The following is a 15,177-nucleotide window of genomic DNA, read 5'->3' on the forward strand; positions in this document are numbered from 1 at the left end:
GTTGAATAGAGCACAAGGTCCCAGGGCACCGAATGTTCCACCCGATGTCGTCCGCCGATCACTCCGAAGACGTGCCTGACTGTGCGAGCATGACCGCATGAGCAACACGATCAAGATCACCGACGTCAAAGCCGGTGACACCATCGATTACCCGGTCACCGACGACGGCTTCACCGAGAACAGGACCGGCACCGTCAGCCAGGTGGTCGACGACGTCGACGGCGACGGCCGCCCGGTGGTCCGGGTGTTCTTCGGAGACGCCGACTTCTCCACCGACTTCCCGGCCGGGGACACCGTCGTCCGTCACTGATCGGAGTCGCCGAAACCCCAGGCAGACGGCGGTGGGCGGCTCTACTGTGGATTCATGACCACACCCAGCAGCGCCAAGCGCAAGAAGATCACCGTCATCAACGCCGACGACAACGAGTCGATCCGCGCCCGGATCGAGTTCACCATCAAGCCGCTGATGTTCGCCGACGCCCCGGAGATCGAGGTCGTCACCCTGCCCGGCGGCCCCAAGCTGATGGAGACGCAGGAGAACATCGACAGCGTCGCCGCACCGTTGACCAAGTACATCGGCACCAAGCCGGACACCGACGTGTTCATCGTCGCCTGCTACGCGGACCCCGGGCTCGCCGAGGCGCGCAAGGCGGCGACCGGCCGCAAGGTGTTCGGCATCAACCAGTCCGGCATGAACACGGCACTGGCGCTCGGCGACAAGGTCGGCGTGATCTCCATTTCCGATGCCGCCGTGAAGCGTCACCTCAAGTACTACGAGTCGCTGGGCATCATGAACCGCATCGCCGGTGAGCGCGCCATGAACATCGATCTCGGTGACGCCGCGAACTCGATGGATCCGACCGTCGCCCTCGACCCGAAGGTGGTGGCCGACCGCATGGTCGAGGTCGCCAAGGAGCTGATCTCCGACGGTGCCGACGTGATCGTGCTCGGCGAGGGCGGCATGTCGCCGGCGCGCGACCTGCTCCAGGCCGCGATCGGCATCCCGGTGGTCGATCCGACGGCCGCCGCCGTCGGCATGGCGATCGTCGCGGCCACCGAGTTCCCGCTGCCGCCGCAACCGGCGAAGTAGCCGACGAACCTACCGATCAGGGGCGGTCTCCGGATTCCGGAGACCGCCCCTGTTCTGTGCGGAAGCGGAGGGATTTGAACCCCCGGTGGTGTTACCCACGCTCGCTTTCAAGGCGAGTGCTTTAGGCCGCTCAGCCACGCTTCCCTGGATCACGAGGCTAGCGCAGCGCCCATGACATTTCCCACACGGCCGGTGACCTGACGGCCCGATGGGCGCACACTGTGACCACTCGATGGAGAGGGGTCGACGATGACTGCACCGAAGATCGTGATCGTGGGCGGCGGCTACGCCGGATGCATGGCGGCCAACCGGCTGCGGCGGAAGGTTCCGTCCTCGGAGATCACCGTGGTGAACGCCCGTCCCGACTTCGTCGAGCGGGTACGGCTGCACCAGCAGATCGCCGGTACCGGCGACCCGAACACTCCCATCACCGACATGCTGGCCGACGGCGTCGCCCTGAAGGTCGCGACCGTCGACCGGATCGCCGACGGCGAGCTGGTCCTCGATGACGGCTCGACCCTCGGCTTCGACCACCTCGTGTACGCCGCGCTGTCCGCTGGCGCCCGGGTGACGGTGGTCGGCGGCGGACTGACCGGGATCGAGACGGCGACGGAGGTCGCCGAGACTCGGCCCGATCTGGAGGTCACTCTCGTGAGTTCCGGACCGATCGGCGCCTCGCTGCACCCGACCGCCCGTGCTCGGGTGCACGCGGAGCTGGCCCGACTCGGGGTGACGATCGTCGACGGCGACTACGACGGTCCGGGCGACGCCGACCTCGTTCTGTGGGGTATCGCGTCGACGGTGTCCGACCTGGCCGCGCGGAGCGGTCTGGCCGTGGACGGCGACGGCCGCCTGTGCGTCGACCGGTTTCTGGTGAGCGTGTCCGATCCACGGATCTTCGGCGCCGGGGATGCGGCAGCGGTGCCCCGCCAGCGTCTCAGCTGCCGGACCGCGCTTCCGCAGGGTGCGCACGCCGCCGACAATCTCGCGCGCTCCCTGGCCGGCACGCCGTTGAAGCCGTTCTCGATGAGCTACACCGGTCAGAACGTATCGATCGGCCGACGCAGCGCCGTCATCCAGATCAGCAAGCGCGACGACACGCCTCGCCGCCTCTGGATCGGGGGCCGCAAGGCCGCCGCCGTGAAGGACCAGGTGTGCCGGTTCGGGCAAGGAGGCCGCCCGGAGGGGTGTCTTCGCCAAGGTGCCCGGACCCGGCGGCCGTCCGGAAGAACAGAAATAGAGAGCACTGCTCTTACGTTCCCGCCTGGCGATCGTGACGATGGTCGTCGTCCTCGGCGCCGGCATCCTCACGGGCTACGCGGTACTCGGTCACGTGCCGGCCACCCTCTGGGCGGTCGTGGTGGTGGTCAACACGGTGCTGGCCCACATCGGCCGTTCGCGCACCGATAGGCCTCAGTCCTCGGCGAGTTCCTGTTCGGCCCGCAACCGGAAACGCTCGAACGAGGCGCAGAGGGACGACCACTCCGAGGGCGACATCTGGTCCATCATGAGTTCGCGGACCGCACCGTCACGGGCCTGCTGGATCGGGGTCAGCTCGGCACGACCCTCCGCGGTCAGACGCACCCACTTCTGCCGGCCGTCCTCGGGCTGCTCGTCGCAGACCTGCAGATATCCCTGGTCGATCAGCTTGTTCACCTGGCGCGAGACCGTGCTCATCCCGATCTGGGTGAGCTCGGCGACGTCGGAGATCCGCATGCTGCCGGTGCAGCCGATCATGTCCAGGACACGCCACTCGGCGGGGGCGAGATCGGTGACCTTCGCGACACGGCGGGTGACCGCGGCCCACAGCACTTCGCCCGATCGGATCAGCGCCTGCCACTGATGCCAATAGCAGTCCACCGACGGGGTGTCGCCGGGCTGGGGACTCGCCATGCGGGGGAACACCGCCTCTCGATTCGCCGGAATGGTCGCTCCGCGATTCTATCGCCGGCTCAACCGAACGAGGCGACCACCCGGACCAGCTGATCCACCTCGTACGGCAGCGCGTACGGACCGAGTCCCACGGTCACCGCACCCCCGGCCTCGGAGGCCCCGGTCCGCGCCAGCGCCCGGCTCGGCAGATCGCACAGCGCGCTGATCCCGTTGTCGGCCAGACGTCGCACCACCTTCTCCGCGGGCACCCCGTCGACGACGAAGCTGACCGCCGGCACCCGGTGCGCCTCCGGCCCGATCACCTGGACCCGGCCCAGCTGCGTCAACGAGTTCACGAGGTAGTAGGTCAGACGCTGCAGATACTCGAATGCGCCGTCCATCGACGACGCCAGCCGCTGCCGCCGCTTGCCGGTGGCCGTCTGATCCAGGCCGGCCAGATGCTCGATCGAGGCGACGAGACCGGCCAGCAGATGTCCGGACACCGCTTCGGCCTCCAGCCGCGCCGGACCCGCCGACCGCGGATCCATCGACACCCGGCTCAACGACTCGATCCGGGACGGGTCGGCGAACGCCATCGCCGCGATCCGCGGACCACCCCAGCGCGCCGGACTCACCAGCGCCACGTCCGCACCCAACTCGGCCATCGACACCCGCACATACGGGGCGGCCGACGTCGCATCGACCACCAGCAGCGCATTCTCGGCGCGCGCATGGTTGGCGATCTGAGCCACATCGGTCACCGCGCCGGTGGTCGACGACGCCAGCGTCACCGCGATCACCTTCGTCTTGACGCCGACGAGCTCCGCATACTGCCGGGTCGGCAGCGTCCCGTCGACGTCGGCCTCCGCCCAGCGGACCGTGCCGCCGAACCTTCGCGCGGCCCGCAGCCACGGCACGATGTCGTCCTCGTCGTCCTGCCGCGACACCAGCACCTCACCCGCCCAGGTGGATGCGGGCAGCGCGTCGGTCAGTGCGGTCACCAGGGAACTGCGGTTCGGGCCGAACACCACACCGGCCGGATCGGCGTCCAGAAGATCGGCCACCGCGCGCCGCGCGTTGCGTTGCGTGTCGGCGACCGCCGCCGCCTGCGGATACAGCCCGGCCGGGTCGACCGGCAGCGCATGCACGCCGGCATTCATCGCCGAGGCGACCGAATCGGGGATCTGCAGACCGGCCTGCGCGTCGAAATGAATCCATCCGTCGCCCAGCGTGGGGAACAACCCCCGCACGGAGGCGACGTCGAACGGCATGGATTCACGATAGTCACTGATCCGGGCACAATGGACGTCATGCACCCAGAGAACCCCGCGACCGGGCCGCAGACGCCGGCCGAACCGGGTGTCGTCGACGCCCCGTCCGACGCCGCCGGCACCGACCTCGGTGACGAGTCGATCCCCCCGATGCCGATCGGCCTGGTGGAGCAGCCGGCGAAGGTGATGCGGATCGGCACCATGATCAAGCAACTCCTCGACGAGGTGCGCAGCGCGCCGCTCGACGACGCCAGCCGTCAGCGGCTCGCCGAAATCCACCGCACCTCCATCAAGGAACTGTCCGACGGTCTGGCGCCGGAACTGCGCGACGAACTCAACCGGCTCGCCCTTCCGTTCTCCGACGACACGGTGCCCTCCGATGCGGAACTGCGGATCGCGCAGGCGCAGCTCGTCGGCTGGCTCGAAGGCCTCTTCCACGGCATCCAGACCGCACTGTTCGCCCAGCAGATGGCGGCCCGCGCCCAGCTCGAACAGATGCGCCAGGGTGTTCTCCCGACCGGCCTGGGCGACACCGCCGGCCCGGACTCGGTCAACACCGGCCAGTACCTGTAGCCGCCGCCTGTATCCTCAAACGCTGTGTCAGTCGAAGTGAGCGAGAGGGCGGTTCCGCCGCCACCGGCGACGTCGGATTCGCGCACCTTCAAACGCGGCATCCGGGACCTCGTCGACGGTCTCAAGGAACGTGAACTCTGGCTGCATCTGGGCTGGACCGACATCAAGCAGCGCTACAAGCGTTCGGTTCTCGGTCCGCTGTGGATCACCATCGCCACCGGCGTCACCGCCGTCGCCATGGGCATCCTGTACGGCGAACTGTTCCACCAGGACGTGAAGGTCTTTCTGCCGTACGTGACGCTCGGCTTCATCTTCTGGGGCTTCATCGAGACCTCGATCCTCGACGGCTCGGTCGTCTACTCCACCAACGAAGGCCTGATCAAACAGCTGCCCGCGCCGATCAGCATCCACGCCTACCGGGTGGTGTGGCGGAGCCTGATCATCTTCGCGCACAACGTGGTGATCTACGCGATCCTGATGGCGGTGTTCCCGCAACCCATCGGCTGGACGGCACTGCTGGTGTTCCCGGCGATGGCGCTGTACATCCTCAACGCCATCTGGGTGACCCTCGTGTTCGGCATCCTGTCGACCCGCTTCCGCGACATCGGACAGCTGCTGACCACCGCGGTGCGCCTGGTGTTCTTCATGACCCCGATCATCTGGTCGGCGCACACGCTGGGCGCCACCGGCAACACGCAGGCGTCCTCACGGCTCAAATACGTCGAACTGAATCCGATGTTCCACTACCTGGAGATCGCGCGCGGTCCGCTGCTCGGCCAGCACGTCGAGTTCTACCACTGGCTGGTCGTCATCGGCTGCACCGTGATCGGCTGGGCCGCCGCCCTGGTCGTCATGCGCAACTACCGCGCCCGCGTGGCCTACTGGGTCTAGGACGGAAGAGAATCCGATGGCCAAAACCGATGTCCGCGTCGACGCCTGGGACGCCTGTGTCGACTTCCCGATCTTCGACGCCAAGACCCGCTCGTTCAAGAAGACCGTCGTCGGCGCGGCCGGCGGCGTGATCGGCAACCCCGGCGGCAACAAGACCGTCGTCGTCGAGGCGCTGCGCGACATCAACCTGCACCTCGAACACGGCGATCGGATCGGTCTCGTCGGCCACAACGGCGCCGGCAAGTCGACGCTGCTGCGCGTGCTGTCCGGCATCTACGAGCCCACCCGCGGCGCCTGCAAGATCCAGGGCCGCGTCGCCCCGGTCTTCGACCTCGGCGTCGGCATGGACCCGGAGATCTCCGGCTACGAGAACATCCTCATCCGCGGCATGTTCCTGGGCATGAGCCGCAAGGAGATGCTGGCCAAGACCGATGAGATCGCCGAGTTCTCCGAGCTCGGCGACTACCTCGAAATGCCGTTGCGCACCTACTCGACCGGTATGCGCGTGCGTCTCGCACTGGGTGTGGTCACCAGCATCGACCCGGAGATCCTGATCCTGGACGAAGGCATCGGCGCCGTCGACGCCGAGTTCATGAAGAAGGCCCGCGTCCGGCTCGAGGCCCTCGTCAAGCGCTCCGGAATCCTGGTGTTCGCCAGCCACTCCAACGAGTTCCTGGCCCAGCTGTGCGACCGCGCCATCTGGATGGAGAAGGGCCAGATGCACATGCAGGGCGGCATCGAAGAGGTGGTGCGCGCCTACCAGGGCGACGAGGCCGGCGACCAGGTCCGCAAGGTCCTGGAAGAGAACGGCGACGCGTGAGCACACCGAACCCGATGGTCGTCGGCGTGGTCGTCACGCATCTGCGCCGCGACCTGCTCGAAGAAGTCGCTGGCCGTGCTCAGCTCACAGAGCCGCCCACTGGATCACCTGATCGTCGTGGACAACGCCGCCCAGCCCGAGGTCGGCGAGCTGGTCACCTCGCAGCCGATCCCGACGACCTACCTTCCGTCGAAGCACAACCTCGGCGGCGCCGGCGGATTCGCGCTCGGCATGCTGCACGCGCTCGCACTCGGCGCGGACTGGGTGTGGTGCGCCGACGACGACGGCCGTCCCGAAGGCCCGGACGTGTTGGCGACGCTGCTGGACTGCGCGGCCCGGCATTCGCTGGGCGAGGTGTCACCGGTGGTGGTGAACATCGACGACCCCGACGCGCTGGCGTTTCCGTTGCGTCGCGGACTCGTGTGGCGGCGCAAGCGAAGTGAACTGTTTGCCGACGGGGAAAGCACGTCCGACGATCTGCTGCCCGGCATCGCGTCGCTGATGAACGGCGCCCTGTTCTCCGCCGACACCCTCGACAAGGTGGGTGTCCCGGATCTGCGGCTGTTTGTGCGCGGCGACGAGGTGGAGATGCATCGCCGGCTCGCGCGCTCGGGCGTCGCCTTCGGCACCTGCCTGACGACCGCGTATCTGCATCCGGACGGCAGCGACGAGTTCCGCCCGATCCTCGGCGGTCGCATGCACACCCAGTACCCGGACAACGAGGCCAAACGGTTCTTCACCTACCGCAATCGCGGCTATCTGATGAGCCAGCCCGGCATGCGGAGACTTCTCCCCCAGGAGTACGCCCGCTTCGCCTGGTACTTCCTGGTGCAGCAGCGCGATCCGGCCGGGTTCCGGGAGTGGATGCGTCTGCGGCGGCTGGGCCGCACCGAGCACTTCGGCCCCTACCCTCCGGCTACCTGATCTTGAAGATCACCGCGCGCTGCACCACGAAGTTGATGACGGTGGCGACGCCCTGGGCGATGCCGAACGCGATCACGGTGCAAGCCAGTTTCCCGAGCTTGGACGGGTCGTCGGGCAGCATGTTCATGCCCACGTGCATGAGCCACGCGTAGAGGCCGACGTTCACGAAGAACGTCACCCCGTAGAGCAGGACGACGGCGATGAAGCGTGCCTTGCTCGGTTCGGCCCGGAACGTCCAGCGCCGGTTGATGAGGTAGGCGACGGTGGTGCCCAGAATGAATCCGAACGCCTTGGACCACGCGAACGGCCAGCCGACGACGTCCTGCAGGAACATGGTGAGTCCCAGATCGAGGACCGCCGATCCGGCGCCGGTCGCGATGAACCGGATCATCTGCGTCTTGAAGTCGACGCTGGTCGACGCCTCTTCGTCATCGAAGGGCAACTCCACCGGCATCGGAGCGTGACGGGTCGCGAAGTCCTCGTGACGCGGGTGCTTCGGGATCGGGAACTCGCCGTTCGGCTCTGGGTCAGGCACCCAGCCAGACTAACCCGGCGCATTCGGCCGATCGCCCCTAACCTGAGGCCATGAGGATCAGGTTCGCGTCCCTCCGGTCCGTTCCCCCGTCCCTACTCGGCCTGACCGCCGCCGCCGCGGCCACCGTCGCCTATCCGTTCCTTCCCACCAGCCCGTCGACACCCACCCCGGGCGGAAACCCGCACTGGTCGGGGCTCGACGCCTGCCGGTACTCCGGTCCGATCGGTGAGCCGGGCACGCTCATCGCCGCCGTGCCGCTGGACGAGTCGCTGACCCTGTCCGCCGCCGGCGAGGCCCACCGGATCCTGTACGCCACCCGCGACGCCCACGGCGCCCCCGCCGTCAGCACCGGCGCGATCTTCCTGCCGCCCGGACCGCCGCCGCGCAACGGATACCCGATGATCGCGTGGGCGCACGGCACCGTCGGTCTCGGCGACGACTCCACTCCGTCGGCGCATCCCCGCACACCCCGCGACGCGGCCTACCTCGATCACTGGCTGCGGCAGGGCTACGCGGTGGTGGCCACCGACTACGTCGGGCTCGGCACCCCCGGCCTGATGAGCTACCTGAACGGGGAGGCCGCCGCCCGGGCCGTCGTCGACTCGATGATCGCGGCCCGGCACACCGGCCTGCCGCTGGATGCGAAGTGGGCAGCGGTCGGCCAGTCGCAGGGTGCGGCGGCCGCCTTGAACACGGCCCGTCGCGCGACGGCGCTGTCGGCCGGCAGCGGCCTGGACTACCGGGGCGTCGTGGCGACCGGCGCGCCCGCCAACATCGAGCAGGTGGTCCGGCTCAGCGGACCGCTGTTCCCGCCGGTGGTGCTCTCACCGTCGCTGACCGTCTACCTCGCCTACATCGTCGCCGGCTTCACCGAGGCGCGCCCCGACCTGCACGTCGCCGACCTCCTGACCGACCGCGGCCGCGAAGTGATCTCGCTGTCGGCGACGATGTGCTTCGATCCGCTGTCGGAGGTGCTGCGCGGCGAACGGGTGTCCGGCTGGTTCCTGCGGCCGCTCAGCGCCAATCCGCTGATCTCGGCGGCACTCGTCGACTACATGCGCACCCCGTACTCCGGTTACGACCGGCCCGTCTTCCTCGGTCAGGGCCTGCTCGACAAGGACGTGCCGGTGTTCTCGGCCGGATCGCTGTATGTGCAGATGGTGGCGGCCGGCCAGCCGGTCGAGTTCCACCTGTACCCGGAGAAGGCCCACAACGGCACGGTGCTGGCGTCGACGGCCGATTCCACCCCGTTTCTGGAACGGATCATGCAGGACTGACAACGCGGGTAGTCGGATCGGCCTACCCTATCGGCCATGAACCTGAGTCGCCTCGCATCCTTCGCGGCCGCCGGCGCCCTCGCCCTGACCGTGGCCGCACCGGCCACCGCAGCACCGCTCCCGGCGACCGGCACCCCGGTCTGGTCGGGTTTGGACGCCCGCGACTACTCCGGACCGATCGGCGCACCCGGCACCCTGATCGCCAAGACCGCGCTCGACCGCTCGGTGTCGCTGCCGGCCGCCGGCCAGGCCTACCGGATCCTGTACGCCAGCAAGGATGTGCACGGCAAGCGCGCCGTCAGCACCGGCGCGATCTTCCTTCCCCGCAAAGCGGCGCCCGCCAAGGGCTACCCGATGATCGCGTGGGCGCACGGCACCACCGGTCTGGGCGACGACTGCGCGCCGTCCGCGCAGCCCCGATCCGACCGCGACGTCAAGTATCTGGACCACTGGCTCGACCAGGGCTACGCGGTCGTCTCCACCGACTACGCCGGGCTCGGCACCCCCGGTCTGATGAGCTATCTGAGCGGTCAGGTGGAGGCCCGCTCGGTCGTCGACTCGGTGATCGCCGCCCGGCGATCGGGTCTGCCGTTGCAGAACAAGTGGGCGATCGTCGGACAGTCGCAGGGCGCCGGTGCCGCGTTGAACGCCGCGCGCCGCGCCACCGCCCTGTCGAAGGGCAGCGGCCTGGACTACCGCGGCGTCGTCGCCACCGGCACCCCCGCGAACATCGAGCATCTCGTCTGGCAGGCAGGACCGTCGTTCCCGCCGATCGTGCTGCCCGCACAGCTGAACGCGTACGCCGCCTACATTCTGGCCGGTTTCACCGACGCCCGCGCCGACCTGCACCCGGAGCGGATCCTCACCGCGCGCGGCAAGAAGGTCATCGCGATGGCGCGCACCCTCTGCTACCCGGAGATGTCGTCCGCGGTCACCGGCGAGCACATCAACGCCTGGTTCAGCCGGCCCATCGAGTCGATCCCCGGCGTGCAGGCGGCTCTCGTCGACTACATGGCCACCCCGTACTCCGGCTACGACCGCCCGATCTTCATGGGTCAGGGCCTGCTCGACACCGATGTCCCGGCCGTCTCCGCCGGCTCGCTGTACGCCCAGATGCTGGCCGCCGGCCAGCCCGTCGAATTCCACGTCTATCCGGCGCAGGACCACTCGGGCACCGTCCTCGCCTCGATGAAGGACTCCACCCCGTTCGTGAAGCGCATCATGCGCTGAGTCAGTCGGTCAGGCTCGAGCGCGGCGGCGAGTCGAGGTCGGTGGGCGACGGGCCCGGCGGGTGACGGTGATGGCGGGCCTCGTCCGGCTTCACCACCAGCACCGGCTTGTCGCACTCGATCAACAGGAACTGCGAGGTGCTGCCGAGCAGCAGCTTGCCCACCTGACTGCGGCGACGCATGCCGATGATCAGCAGTTCCGCGTCCGGCCGGTCCATCGCGGTCAGCAGCTCCTCCGCCGGGGTGGCGCCGATCGGCTGATCGAGGCGGTACTTCACCCCCGACGCGTCCAGCCGGCGGGTGACGGCGGCGATCTCGTCGGCGTCGACCATCCGCTGACCGCGCGCCTCCGACACCGCGCTGATCACCAGTAGTTCGGTGTTCCGCAGACGCGCATGCTCGATGCCCTGCTCCAGGCAGGCACGGCCGAAGGCGCCCGCGGTGTAGCCGACGACGATCATCGCGCCTCCTTCACCTCCAACACCCCTGCCTGAGGAGAACACTAATAGCTTTTCCACAGGTTGACGCGAGTAGTCTCTATGGGCGATGACGAACTCAGAAGTACTCCCTATCGAGACCCGCAAGCTCATGGGCTGGGGTCGCACCATGCCCATCGAGGGGCACGTGCTGACGACGCCGTATCCCGAGGTGATCGCCGAGGCGGTCGCCCGCGTGGCCGACGACGCCGCCGACAAGCCGGACTACCTCAAGCGCGGCGTGATCGCGCGCGGCCTGGGCCGCTCCTACGGTGAGAACGCGCAGAACGCCGGTGGCCTCACCATCGACATGACGCAGCTCAACCGGATCCATTCGATCGACGACGCGACCGCTGTCGTCGACGTGGACGCCGGCGTCGACCTCGACACCCTGATGCGCGTCGCCCTGCCGCACGGCCTGTGGGTTCCGGTGCTGCCCGGCACCCGCCAGGTGACCGTGGGCGGTGCCATCGGCTGCGACATCCACGGCAAGAACCACCACAGCTCCGGCAGCTTCGGCAACCACGTCACCGAGATCTCGCTGCTGACCGCGTCCGGCAAGATCCTCACCCTCACCCCGGAGGGTTCCAAGGACGACAAGGACGCCTCCATCTTCTGGGCCACCGTCGGCGGTATCGGTCTGACCGGCATCATCCTGCGCGCCAAGATCAAGATGACGCGCACCGAGACCGCCTACTTCATCGCCGACGGCACCGTCACCAAGACGCTCGACGAGACCATCGCGCTGCACATGGACGGCTCGGAGGAGAACTACACCTACAGTTCGGGCTGGTTCGACGCCATCAGCAAGCCGCCGAAGCTGGGGCGCGGCACCTTCTCGCGCGGCAACCTCGCCACCCTCGATCAGCTGCCCGCCAAGCTGGCGAAGGATCCCCTGAAGTTCGACGCCCCGACGCTGGTCAACTTCCCGGACATCTTCCCGAACGGACTGGCCAACAGGTTCGACTTCTCCCTGGTGGGTGAGGCGTACTACCGGATGGGCGGCAACTACACGGGCAAGATCCAGAACCTGACGCAGTTCTATCACCCGCTCGATCTGTTCGGGAACTGGAACCGCGCCTACGGTTCGAAGGGCTTCCTGCAGTACCAGTTCATCGTTCCGCCGGAGGCCGTCGAAGAGTTCAAGGCGATCATCTACGACATCCAGGCGTCCGGGCACGTCTCGTTCCTGAACGTCTTCAAGCTGTTCGGAGAAGGCAACAAGGCGCCGCTGAGCTTCCCCATGCCGGGCTGGAACATCTGCGTCGACTTCCCGATCAAGAAGGGCCTGCACGAGTTCGTGTCCGAACTCGACCGCCGCGTCCTCGCGATCGGCGGCCGTCTCTACACGGCGAAGGATTCGCGCACCACCGCCGAGACCTTCCACGCCATGTACCCGCGGATCGACGAGTGGCTGGCCGTGCGCCGGCGCATCGATCCCGACCAGGTCTTCATGTCCGACATGGGCCGACGCCTCGGCCTGGTCTGACCCACCCCCCACGACGAACCGAAAGAGATCCGTCATGTTCAACGCCGTCGGCGTCCCGCAGTCCATCCTCGTGCTGGGCGGCAGCTCCGAGATCGGGCTGGCCATCACCACCGAGTTCCTGTCGCGCGGCCCGATGCGGGTCGTGCTGGCGATGGTGCCCGGCGACCCGAACGCCGCCGACGCCGTCGCACTGTGTGAGGACGCCGGCGCCACCAGCGTCGAGACGGTCGACTTCGACGCCCGCGCCACCGACACCCACCAGGCGGTCATCGATCAGGCGTTCGCGAACGGCGACATCGACGTCGCCATCGTGGCCTTCGGCATCCAGGGCGACGACGAGCAGGCCTGGCAGGACCAGAAGCTCGCGGTCCTCGAGGCCGAGATCAACTACACGGCCGCCGTCTCGGTGGGTGTGCTGCTCGGCGAGAAGATGCGTCAGCAGGGCCACGGCCAGATCATCGCGATGAGTTCGGTCGCCGGTGAGCGCGTCCGCCGCTCCAACTTCGTGTACGGCTCCACCAAGGCCGGCCTCGACGGCTTCTACACCGGTCTCGGCGACGCGCTGCGCCCCGAAGGCATCCACGTGCTGGTCGTCCGTCCGGGCCAGGTCCGCACCCGTCTGTCGGCGCACGTCGACGAGGCGCCGCTGACGGTCAACAAGGAGGATGTCGCGCGTCAGGTGGTGGCGGCCGTCGACAAGGGCAAGGACATCATCTGGGTGCCGGGACCGTTCCGGTTCATCATGATGGCGCTGCGGCACGTCCCGCGCCCGGTCTTCCGCAAGCTCCCCCTCTGACGCCGTGCGCGGTCGCCTCTTCGACGCCGTCGACCTGATCGGTGCCCTCCTCCTGGGCACCGTGGTCGGATACGCCGGTCTGCGTGTGATCGACGCCGTGCAGTGGCCGGCGTACAACACCTCGAACGTCACCCGGTCGTTGACGACGCTCGGCCAGGCCGTCGCGATCATCATCGCGGCGGTCGCCGTGATCGTGGCGCGGTACCGGCCCTCGTCGCGGCTGACACCGTCGTGGCTGGGAGCGCTGGCGTCGTCGGCACTCGTCACCGTCTCGCTCGGGATGCCGCTCGGCGCCACCAAGCTGTATCTCCACGGCCTGTCCGGCGATCAGCAGTTCCGCACCGAATACCTGACCCGCCTCACCTCCAGCCCGCACCTGGCGGACATGACCTACCAGGGTCTGCCGCCCTACTATCCGGCCACCTGGTTCTGGCTGGGTGGGCGGTACGCGAGTCTGGTCGGGCAGCCCGGCTGGGAGGCCTTCAAGCCGTGGTCGATCATCTCGATCGCCGCGGCCGCCGCCCTGGGCACCGCGCTCTGGATCCGGATGACCGGCCCGATCCGCGGTGTCACCGCCGGACTGGCGGTCACCGCCGTCACCCTGAAGTACGCGGCACCGGAGCCGTATTCGGCGGTGCTGATCCTGATCGCCGTCCCGATGTTCGTCGTCATGGCCTACGCGTTGCGCGGTCGCGGCCGGCTGGCCGACGGCCCGGCGCCGCTCTCGTCCACGTCATGGTTCGCGGTGATCGCCGCCGGCCTGTTCCTCGGCTTCTCGGCGACCGTCTACACCCTGTACACGGCCCTGTTCGCCGGGGTGGCGGTCCTGATCGCGCTCGCCTACCTGGTGCAGGCGTGGGCCGCGCATCGCAACAAGGCGGTCGACGAGGCCGTTCTCCGTTCGTCGCGGCGCGCCGACGCCCTCGGTGTCGCGGTCCGGCTGCTGGTGATGGGGGTGGTCGCACTGGCGGTCGCCGCCCTGTTCTGGACCCGCTACCTCCTCGCCACCCGTCGTCACCCGGTGAGCACGGCCGGTGCCGCCGAGCACTACCTGCCGGAGAACGGTTCGATCCTGCCGATGCCGTTCTGGCATTTGTCGCTGGTCGGCCTGCTGACCCTGATCGGCCTCGTGTGGGTGCTGGTGCGCATGCGCCGGCGCACCATCGCCTTCGCGTTCGCCGTCGCCCTCGTCGGCATCGTCGGCATGACCCTCGCCTCGCTGGCCCGCACCGCGATCGGCAGCACCCTGCTGTCGTTCCGCCTGGAACCGGTCACCGCCGGGGTGCTGGCGGCGGCCGGAGCGTTCGGCTGCGTGGAGCTCGCGAAGGTGGCCGTCGACCGGTTCGGCGACGTCCGCACGGCCGTCGGCGTGGTGGCCGCGGTGTCAGCACTGGCCGTCGCGCAGCAGCTGCCCAGCACGCTGTCCGATGAGATCACCATGGCCTACACCGACACCGACGGCGCGGGCGTCCGCGCCGACCATCGTCCGCCGGGCGCCGAATCGTATTACCCGCAACTGCACAAGCTGATCGCCGAGCAGACCAAGCGTCCGGACACCGGCAACGTCGTGCTGACCGCCGACTACAGCTTCCTGTCGGTGTACCCGTACTGGGGTTTCCAGGGACTGACGTCGCATTACGCCAATCCGCTCGCCCAGTTCGAGGCGCGCGCCAAGGCCATCGACCAGTGGTCGCAGGCCACCGATCCGGCGCAGTTGAAGAAGGAGATGGCCGATGCCCCGTGGCGTGAACCGGACGTCTTCGTCTTCCGCTACGCCGCCGACGGCTACACGCTGCGGCTGGCGCAGGACGTGTACCCGAACGATCCGAACATCAAGCGCTACACGGTGACCTTCGATCCGAAGGTCTTCGCCGATCCGGCGTTCACGGTGACCCCTGTCGGCCCGTTCGTGCTCGTCGTCCACAATCGGTGAC

At 68.4% G+C, this 15,177-nt stretch carries 15 protein-coding genes, 1 tRNA gene and 1 pseudogene; 12 read left to right on the forward strand and 5 right to left on the reverse strand.

Features of this window, described 5'->3' with window-relative positions:
* Positions 1-97: 97 nt before the first annotated feature.
* Together QM774_RS10610 and QM774_RS10615 are read left to right on the forward strand one after the other, a co-directional pair.
* Positions 98-310 carry a hypothetical protein gene (locus QM774_RS10610; protein WP_414975836.1) on the forward strand — a complete coding sequence of 71 codons (213 nt, stop codon included), beginning with the start codon at positions 98-100 and terminating at the stop codon, positions 308-310.
* A 54-nt stretch (positions 311-364) separates the two neighbouring features.
* Positions 365-1,090 (forward strand): aspartate/glutamate racemase family protein, encoded by a 726-nt coding sequence (locus QM774_RS10615; protein WP_414975837.1) that lies wholly within the window; start codon positions 365-367, stop codon positions 1,088-1,090.
* Positions 1,091-1,149: 59 nt separating this feature from the next.
* On the opposite strand, the gene QM774_RS10620 is transcribed toward QM774_RS10615, so the two are convergent.
* Positions 1,150-1,234: transfer RNA gene (locus tag QM774_RS10620), tRNA-Ser, on the reverse strand.
* A 105-nt stretch (positions 1,235-1,339) separates the two neighbouring features.
* Here QM774_RS10620 and QM774_RS10625 point away from each other — a divergent pair.
* Positions 1,340-2,500, forward strand: a complete 1,161-nt coding sequence (locus tag QM774_RS10625) for an NAD(P)/FAD-dependent oxidoreductase (RefSeq protein WP_414975838.1) — start codon at positions 1,340-1,342, stop codon at positions 2,498-2,500.
* A gap of 3 nt (positions 2,501-2,503) precedes the next feature.
* Here the strand turns inward: QM774_RS10625 and QM774_RS10630 are convergent, their stop codons facing one another.
* Together QM774_RS10630 and QM774_RS10635 are read right to left on the reverse strand one after the other, a co-directional pair.
* Complete coding sequence (locus QM774_RS10630; protein WP_414975839.1) at positions 2,504-2,983, reverse strand: MarR family winged helix-turn-helix transcriptional regulator; 480 nt, start codon at positions 2,981-2,983, stop codon at positions 2,504-2,506.
* A 59-nt stretch (positions 2,984-3,042) separates the two neighbouring features.
* On the reverse strand, positions 3,043-4,233 hold the full coding sequence (locus tag QM774_RS10635) for an aminotransferase class V-fold PLP-dependent enzyme (protein WP_414975840.1): 1,191 nt from the start codon (positions 4,231-4,233) through the stop codon (positions 3,043-3,045).
* 39 nt (positions 4,234-4,272) lie between these two features.
* On the opposite strand from QM774_RS10635, the gene QM774_RS10640 reads away from it, so the two are divergent.
* From QM774_RS10640 to QM774_RS10655, 4 genes and pseudogenes are all read left to right on the forward strand, one after another.
* Positions 4,273-4,806: a bacterial proteasome activator family protein gene (locus QM774_RS10640; protein ID WP_414975841.1), complete on the forward strand. Its 534-nt coding sequence runs from the start codon at positions 4,273-4,275 to the stop codon at positions 4,804-4,806.
* A 24-nt stretch (positions 4,807-4,830) separates the two neighbouring features.
* The gene (locus tag QM774_RS10645; RefSeq protein ID WP_414975842.1) at positions 4,831-5,697 is read left to right on the forward strand and encodes an ABC transporter permease; all 867 of its coding nucleotides are present in this window, start codon (positions 4,831-4,833) and stop codon (positions 5,695-5,697) included.
* A gap of 16 nt (positions 5,698-5,713) precedes the next feature.
* Positions 5,714-6,517 (forward strand): ABC transporter ATP-binding protein, encoded by an 804-nt coding sequence (locus QM774_RS10650; protein WP_414975843.1) that lies wholly within the window; start codon positions 5,714-5,716, stop codon positions 6,515-6,517.
* A 14-nt stretch (positions 6,518-6,531) separates the two neighbouring features.
* Positions 6,532-7,441: pseudogene (locus tag QM774_RS10655) on the forward strand (glycosyltransferase).
* On the opposite strand, the gene QM774_RS10660 reads toward QM774_RS10655, so the two are convergent.
* On the reverse strand, positions 7,434-7,895 hold the full coding sequence (locus tag QM774_RS10660; RefSeq protein ID WP_414976650.1) for a GtrA family protein: 462 nt from the start codon (positions 7,893-7,895) through the stop codon (positions 7,434-7,436). The pseudogene QM774_RS10655 and the gene QM774_RS10660 overlap by 8 nt on opposite strands.
* Before the next feature lie 131 nt (positions 7,896-8,026).
* Between QM774_RS10660 and QM774_RS10665 the strand changes: the two genes are divergently transcribed.
* Positions 8,027-9,253 carry a lipase family protein gene (locus QM774_RS10665; RefSeq protein ID WP_414975844.1) on the forward strand — a complete coding sequence of 409 codons (1,227 nt, stop codon included), beginning with the start codon at positions 8,027-8,029 and terminating at the stop codon, positions 9,251-9,253.
* 36 nt (positions 9,254-9,289) lie between these two features.
* On the forward strand, positions 9,290-10,483 hold the full coding sequence (locus QM774_RS10670) for an alpha/beta hydrolase family protein (RefSeq protein WP_414975845.1): 1,194 nt from the start codon (positions 9,290-9,292) through the stop codon (positions 10,481-10,483).
* 1 nt (position 10,484) lies between these two features.
* Here QM774_RS10670 and QM774_RS10675 read toward each other — a convergent pair whose 3' ends face one another.
* A complete protein-coding gene (locus QM774_RS10675) occupies positions 10,485-10,943 on the reverse strand; it encodes a universal stress protein (protein WP_414975846.1) in 459 nt (152 codons plus the stop codon).
* 85 nt (positions 10,944-11,028) lie between these two features.
* On the opposite strand from QM774_RS10675, the gene QM774_RS10680 reads away from it, so the two are divergent.
* The 3 genes from QM774_RS10680 to QM774_RS10690 are packed head-to-tail and all read left to right on the forward strand — an operon-like array spanning position 11,029 to position 15,176.
* The gene (locus QM774_RS10680) at positions 11,029-12,447 is read left to right on the forward strand and encodes an FAD-binding protein (protein ID WP_414975847.1); all 1,419 of its coding nucleotides are present in this window, start codon (positions 11,029-11,031) and stop codon (positions 12,445-12,447) included.
* A 34-nt stretch (positions 12,448-12,481) separates the two neighbouring features.
* The gene (locus QM774_RS10685) at positions 12,482-13,243 is read left to right on the forward strand and encodes a decaprenylphospho-beta-D-erythro-pentofuranosid-2-ulose 2-reductase (RefSeq protein ID WP_414975848.1); all 762 of its coding nucleotides are present in this window, start codon (positions 12,482-12,484) and stop codon (positions 13,241-13,243) included.
* Positions 13,244-13,247: 4 nt separating this feature from the next.
* Complete coding sequence (locus QM774_RS10690) at positions 13,248-15,176, forward strand: arabinofuranosyltransferase (protein WP_414975849.1); 1,929 nt, start codon at positions 13,248-13,250, stop codon at positions 15,174-15,176.
* Position 15,177: the final 1 nt, after the last annotated feature.

The sequence above is a fragment of the Gordonia sp. (in: high G+C Gram-positive bacteria) genome, assembly GCF_047600565.1.
Taxonomy (GTDB): domain Bacteria; phylum Actinomycetota; class Actinomycetes; order Mycobacteriales; family Mycobacteriaceae; genus Gordonia.

Bases quoted from the DNA above. Each gene is read 5' to 3' on its own strand.
- QM774_RS10610 (WP_414975836.1), top strand. From the start codon at position 98: ATGAGCAACACGATCAAGATCACCGACGTCAAAGCCGGTGACACCATC.
- QM774_RS10615 (WP_414975837.1), top strand. From the start codon at position 365: ATGACCACACCCAGCAGCGCCAAGCGCAAGAAGATCACCGTCATCAAC.
- QM774_RS10625 (WP_414975838.1), top strand. From the start codon at position 1,340: ATGACTGCACCGAAGATCGTGATCGTGGGCGGCGGCTACGCCGGATGC.
- QM774_RS10630 (WP_414975839.1), bottom strand. From the start codon at position 2,983: ATGGCGAGTCCCCAGCCCGGCGACACCCCGTCGGTGGACTGCTATTGG.
- QM774_RS10635 (WP_414975840.1), bottom strand. From the start codon at position 4,233: ATGCCGTTCGACGTCGCCTCCGTGCGGGGGTTGTTCCCCACGCTGGGC.
- QM774_RS10640 (WP_414975841.1), top strand. From the start codon at position 4,273: ATGCACCCAGAGAACCCCGCGACCGGGCCGCAGACGCCGGCCGAACCG.
- QM774_RS10650 (WP_414975843.1), top strand. From the start codon at position 5,714: ATGGCCAAAACCGATGTCCGCGTCGACGCCTGGGACGCCTGTGTCGAC.
- QM774_RS10660 (WP_414976650.1), bottom strand. From the start codon at position 7,895: ATGCCGGTGGAGTTGCCCTTCGATGACGAAGAGGCGTCGACCAGCGTC.
- QM774_RS10665 (WP_414975844.1), top strand. From the start codon at position 8,027: ATGAGGATCAGGTTCGCGTCCCTCCGGTCCGTTCCCCCGTCCCTACTC.
- QM774_RS10670 (WP_414975845.1), top strand. From the start codon at position 9,290: ATGAACCTGAGTCGCCTCGCATCCTTCGCGGCCGCCGGCGCCCTCGCC.
- QM774_RS10675 (WP_414975846.1), bottom strand. From the start codon at position 10,943: ATGATCGTCGTCGGCTACACCGCGGGCGCCTTCGGCCGTGCCTGCCTG.
- QM774_RS10680 (WP_414975847.1), top strand. From the start codon at position 11,029: ATGACGAACTCAGAAGTACTCCCTATCGAGACCCGCAAGCTCATGGGC.
- QM774_RS10685 (WP_414975848.1), top strand. From the start codon at position 12,482: ATGTTCAACGCCGTCGGCGTCCCGCAGTCCATCCTCGTGCTGGGCGGC.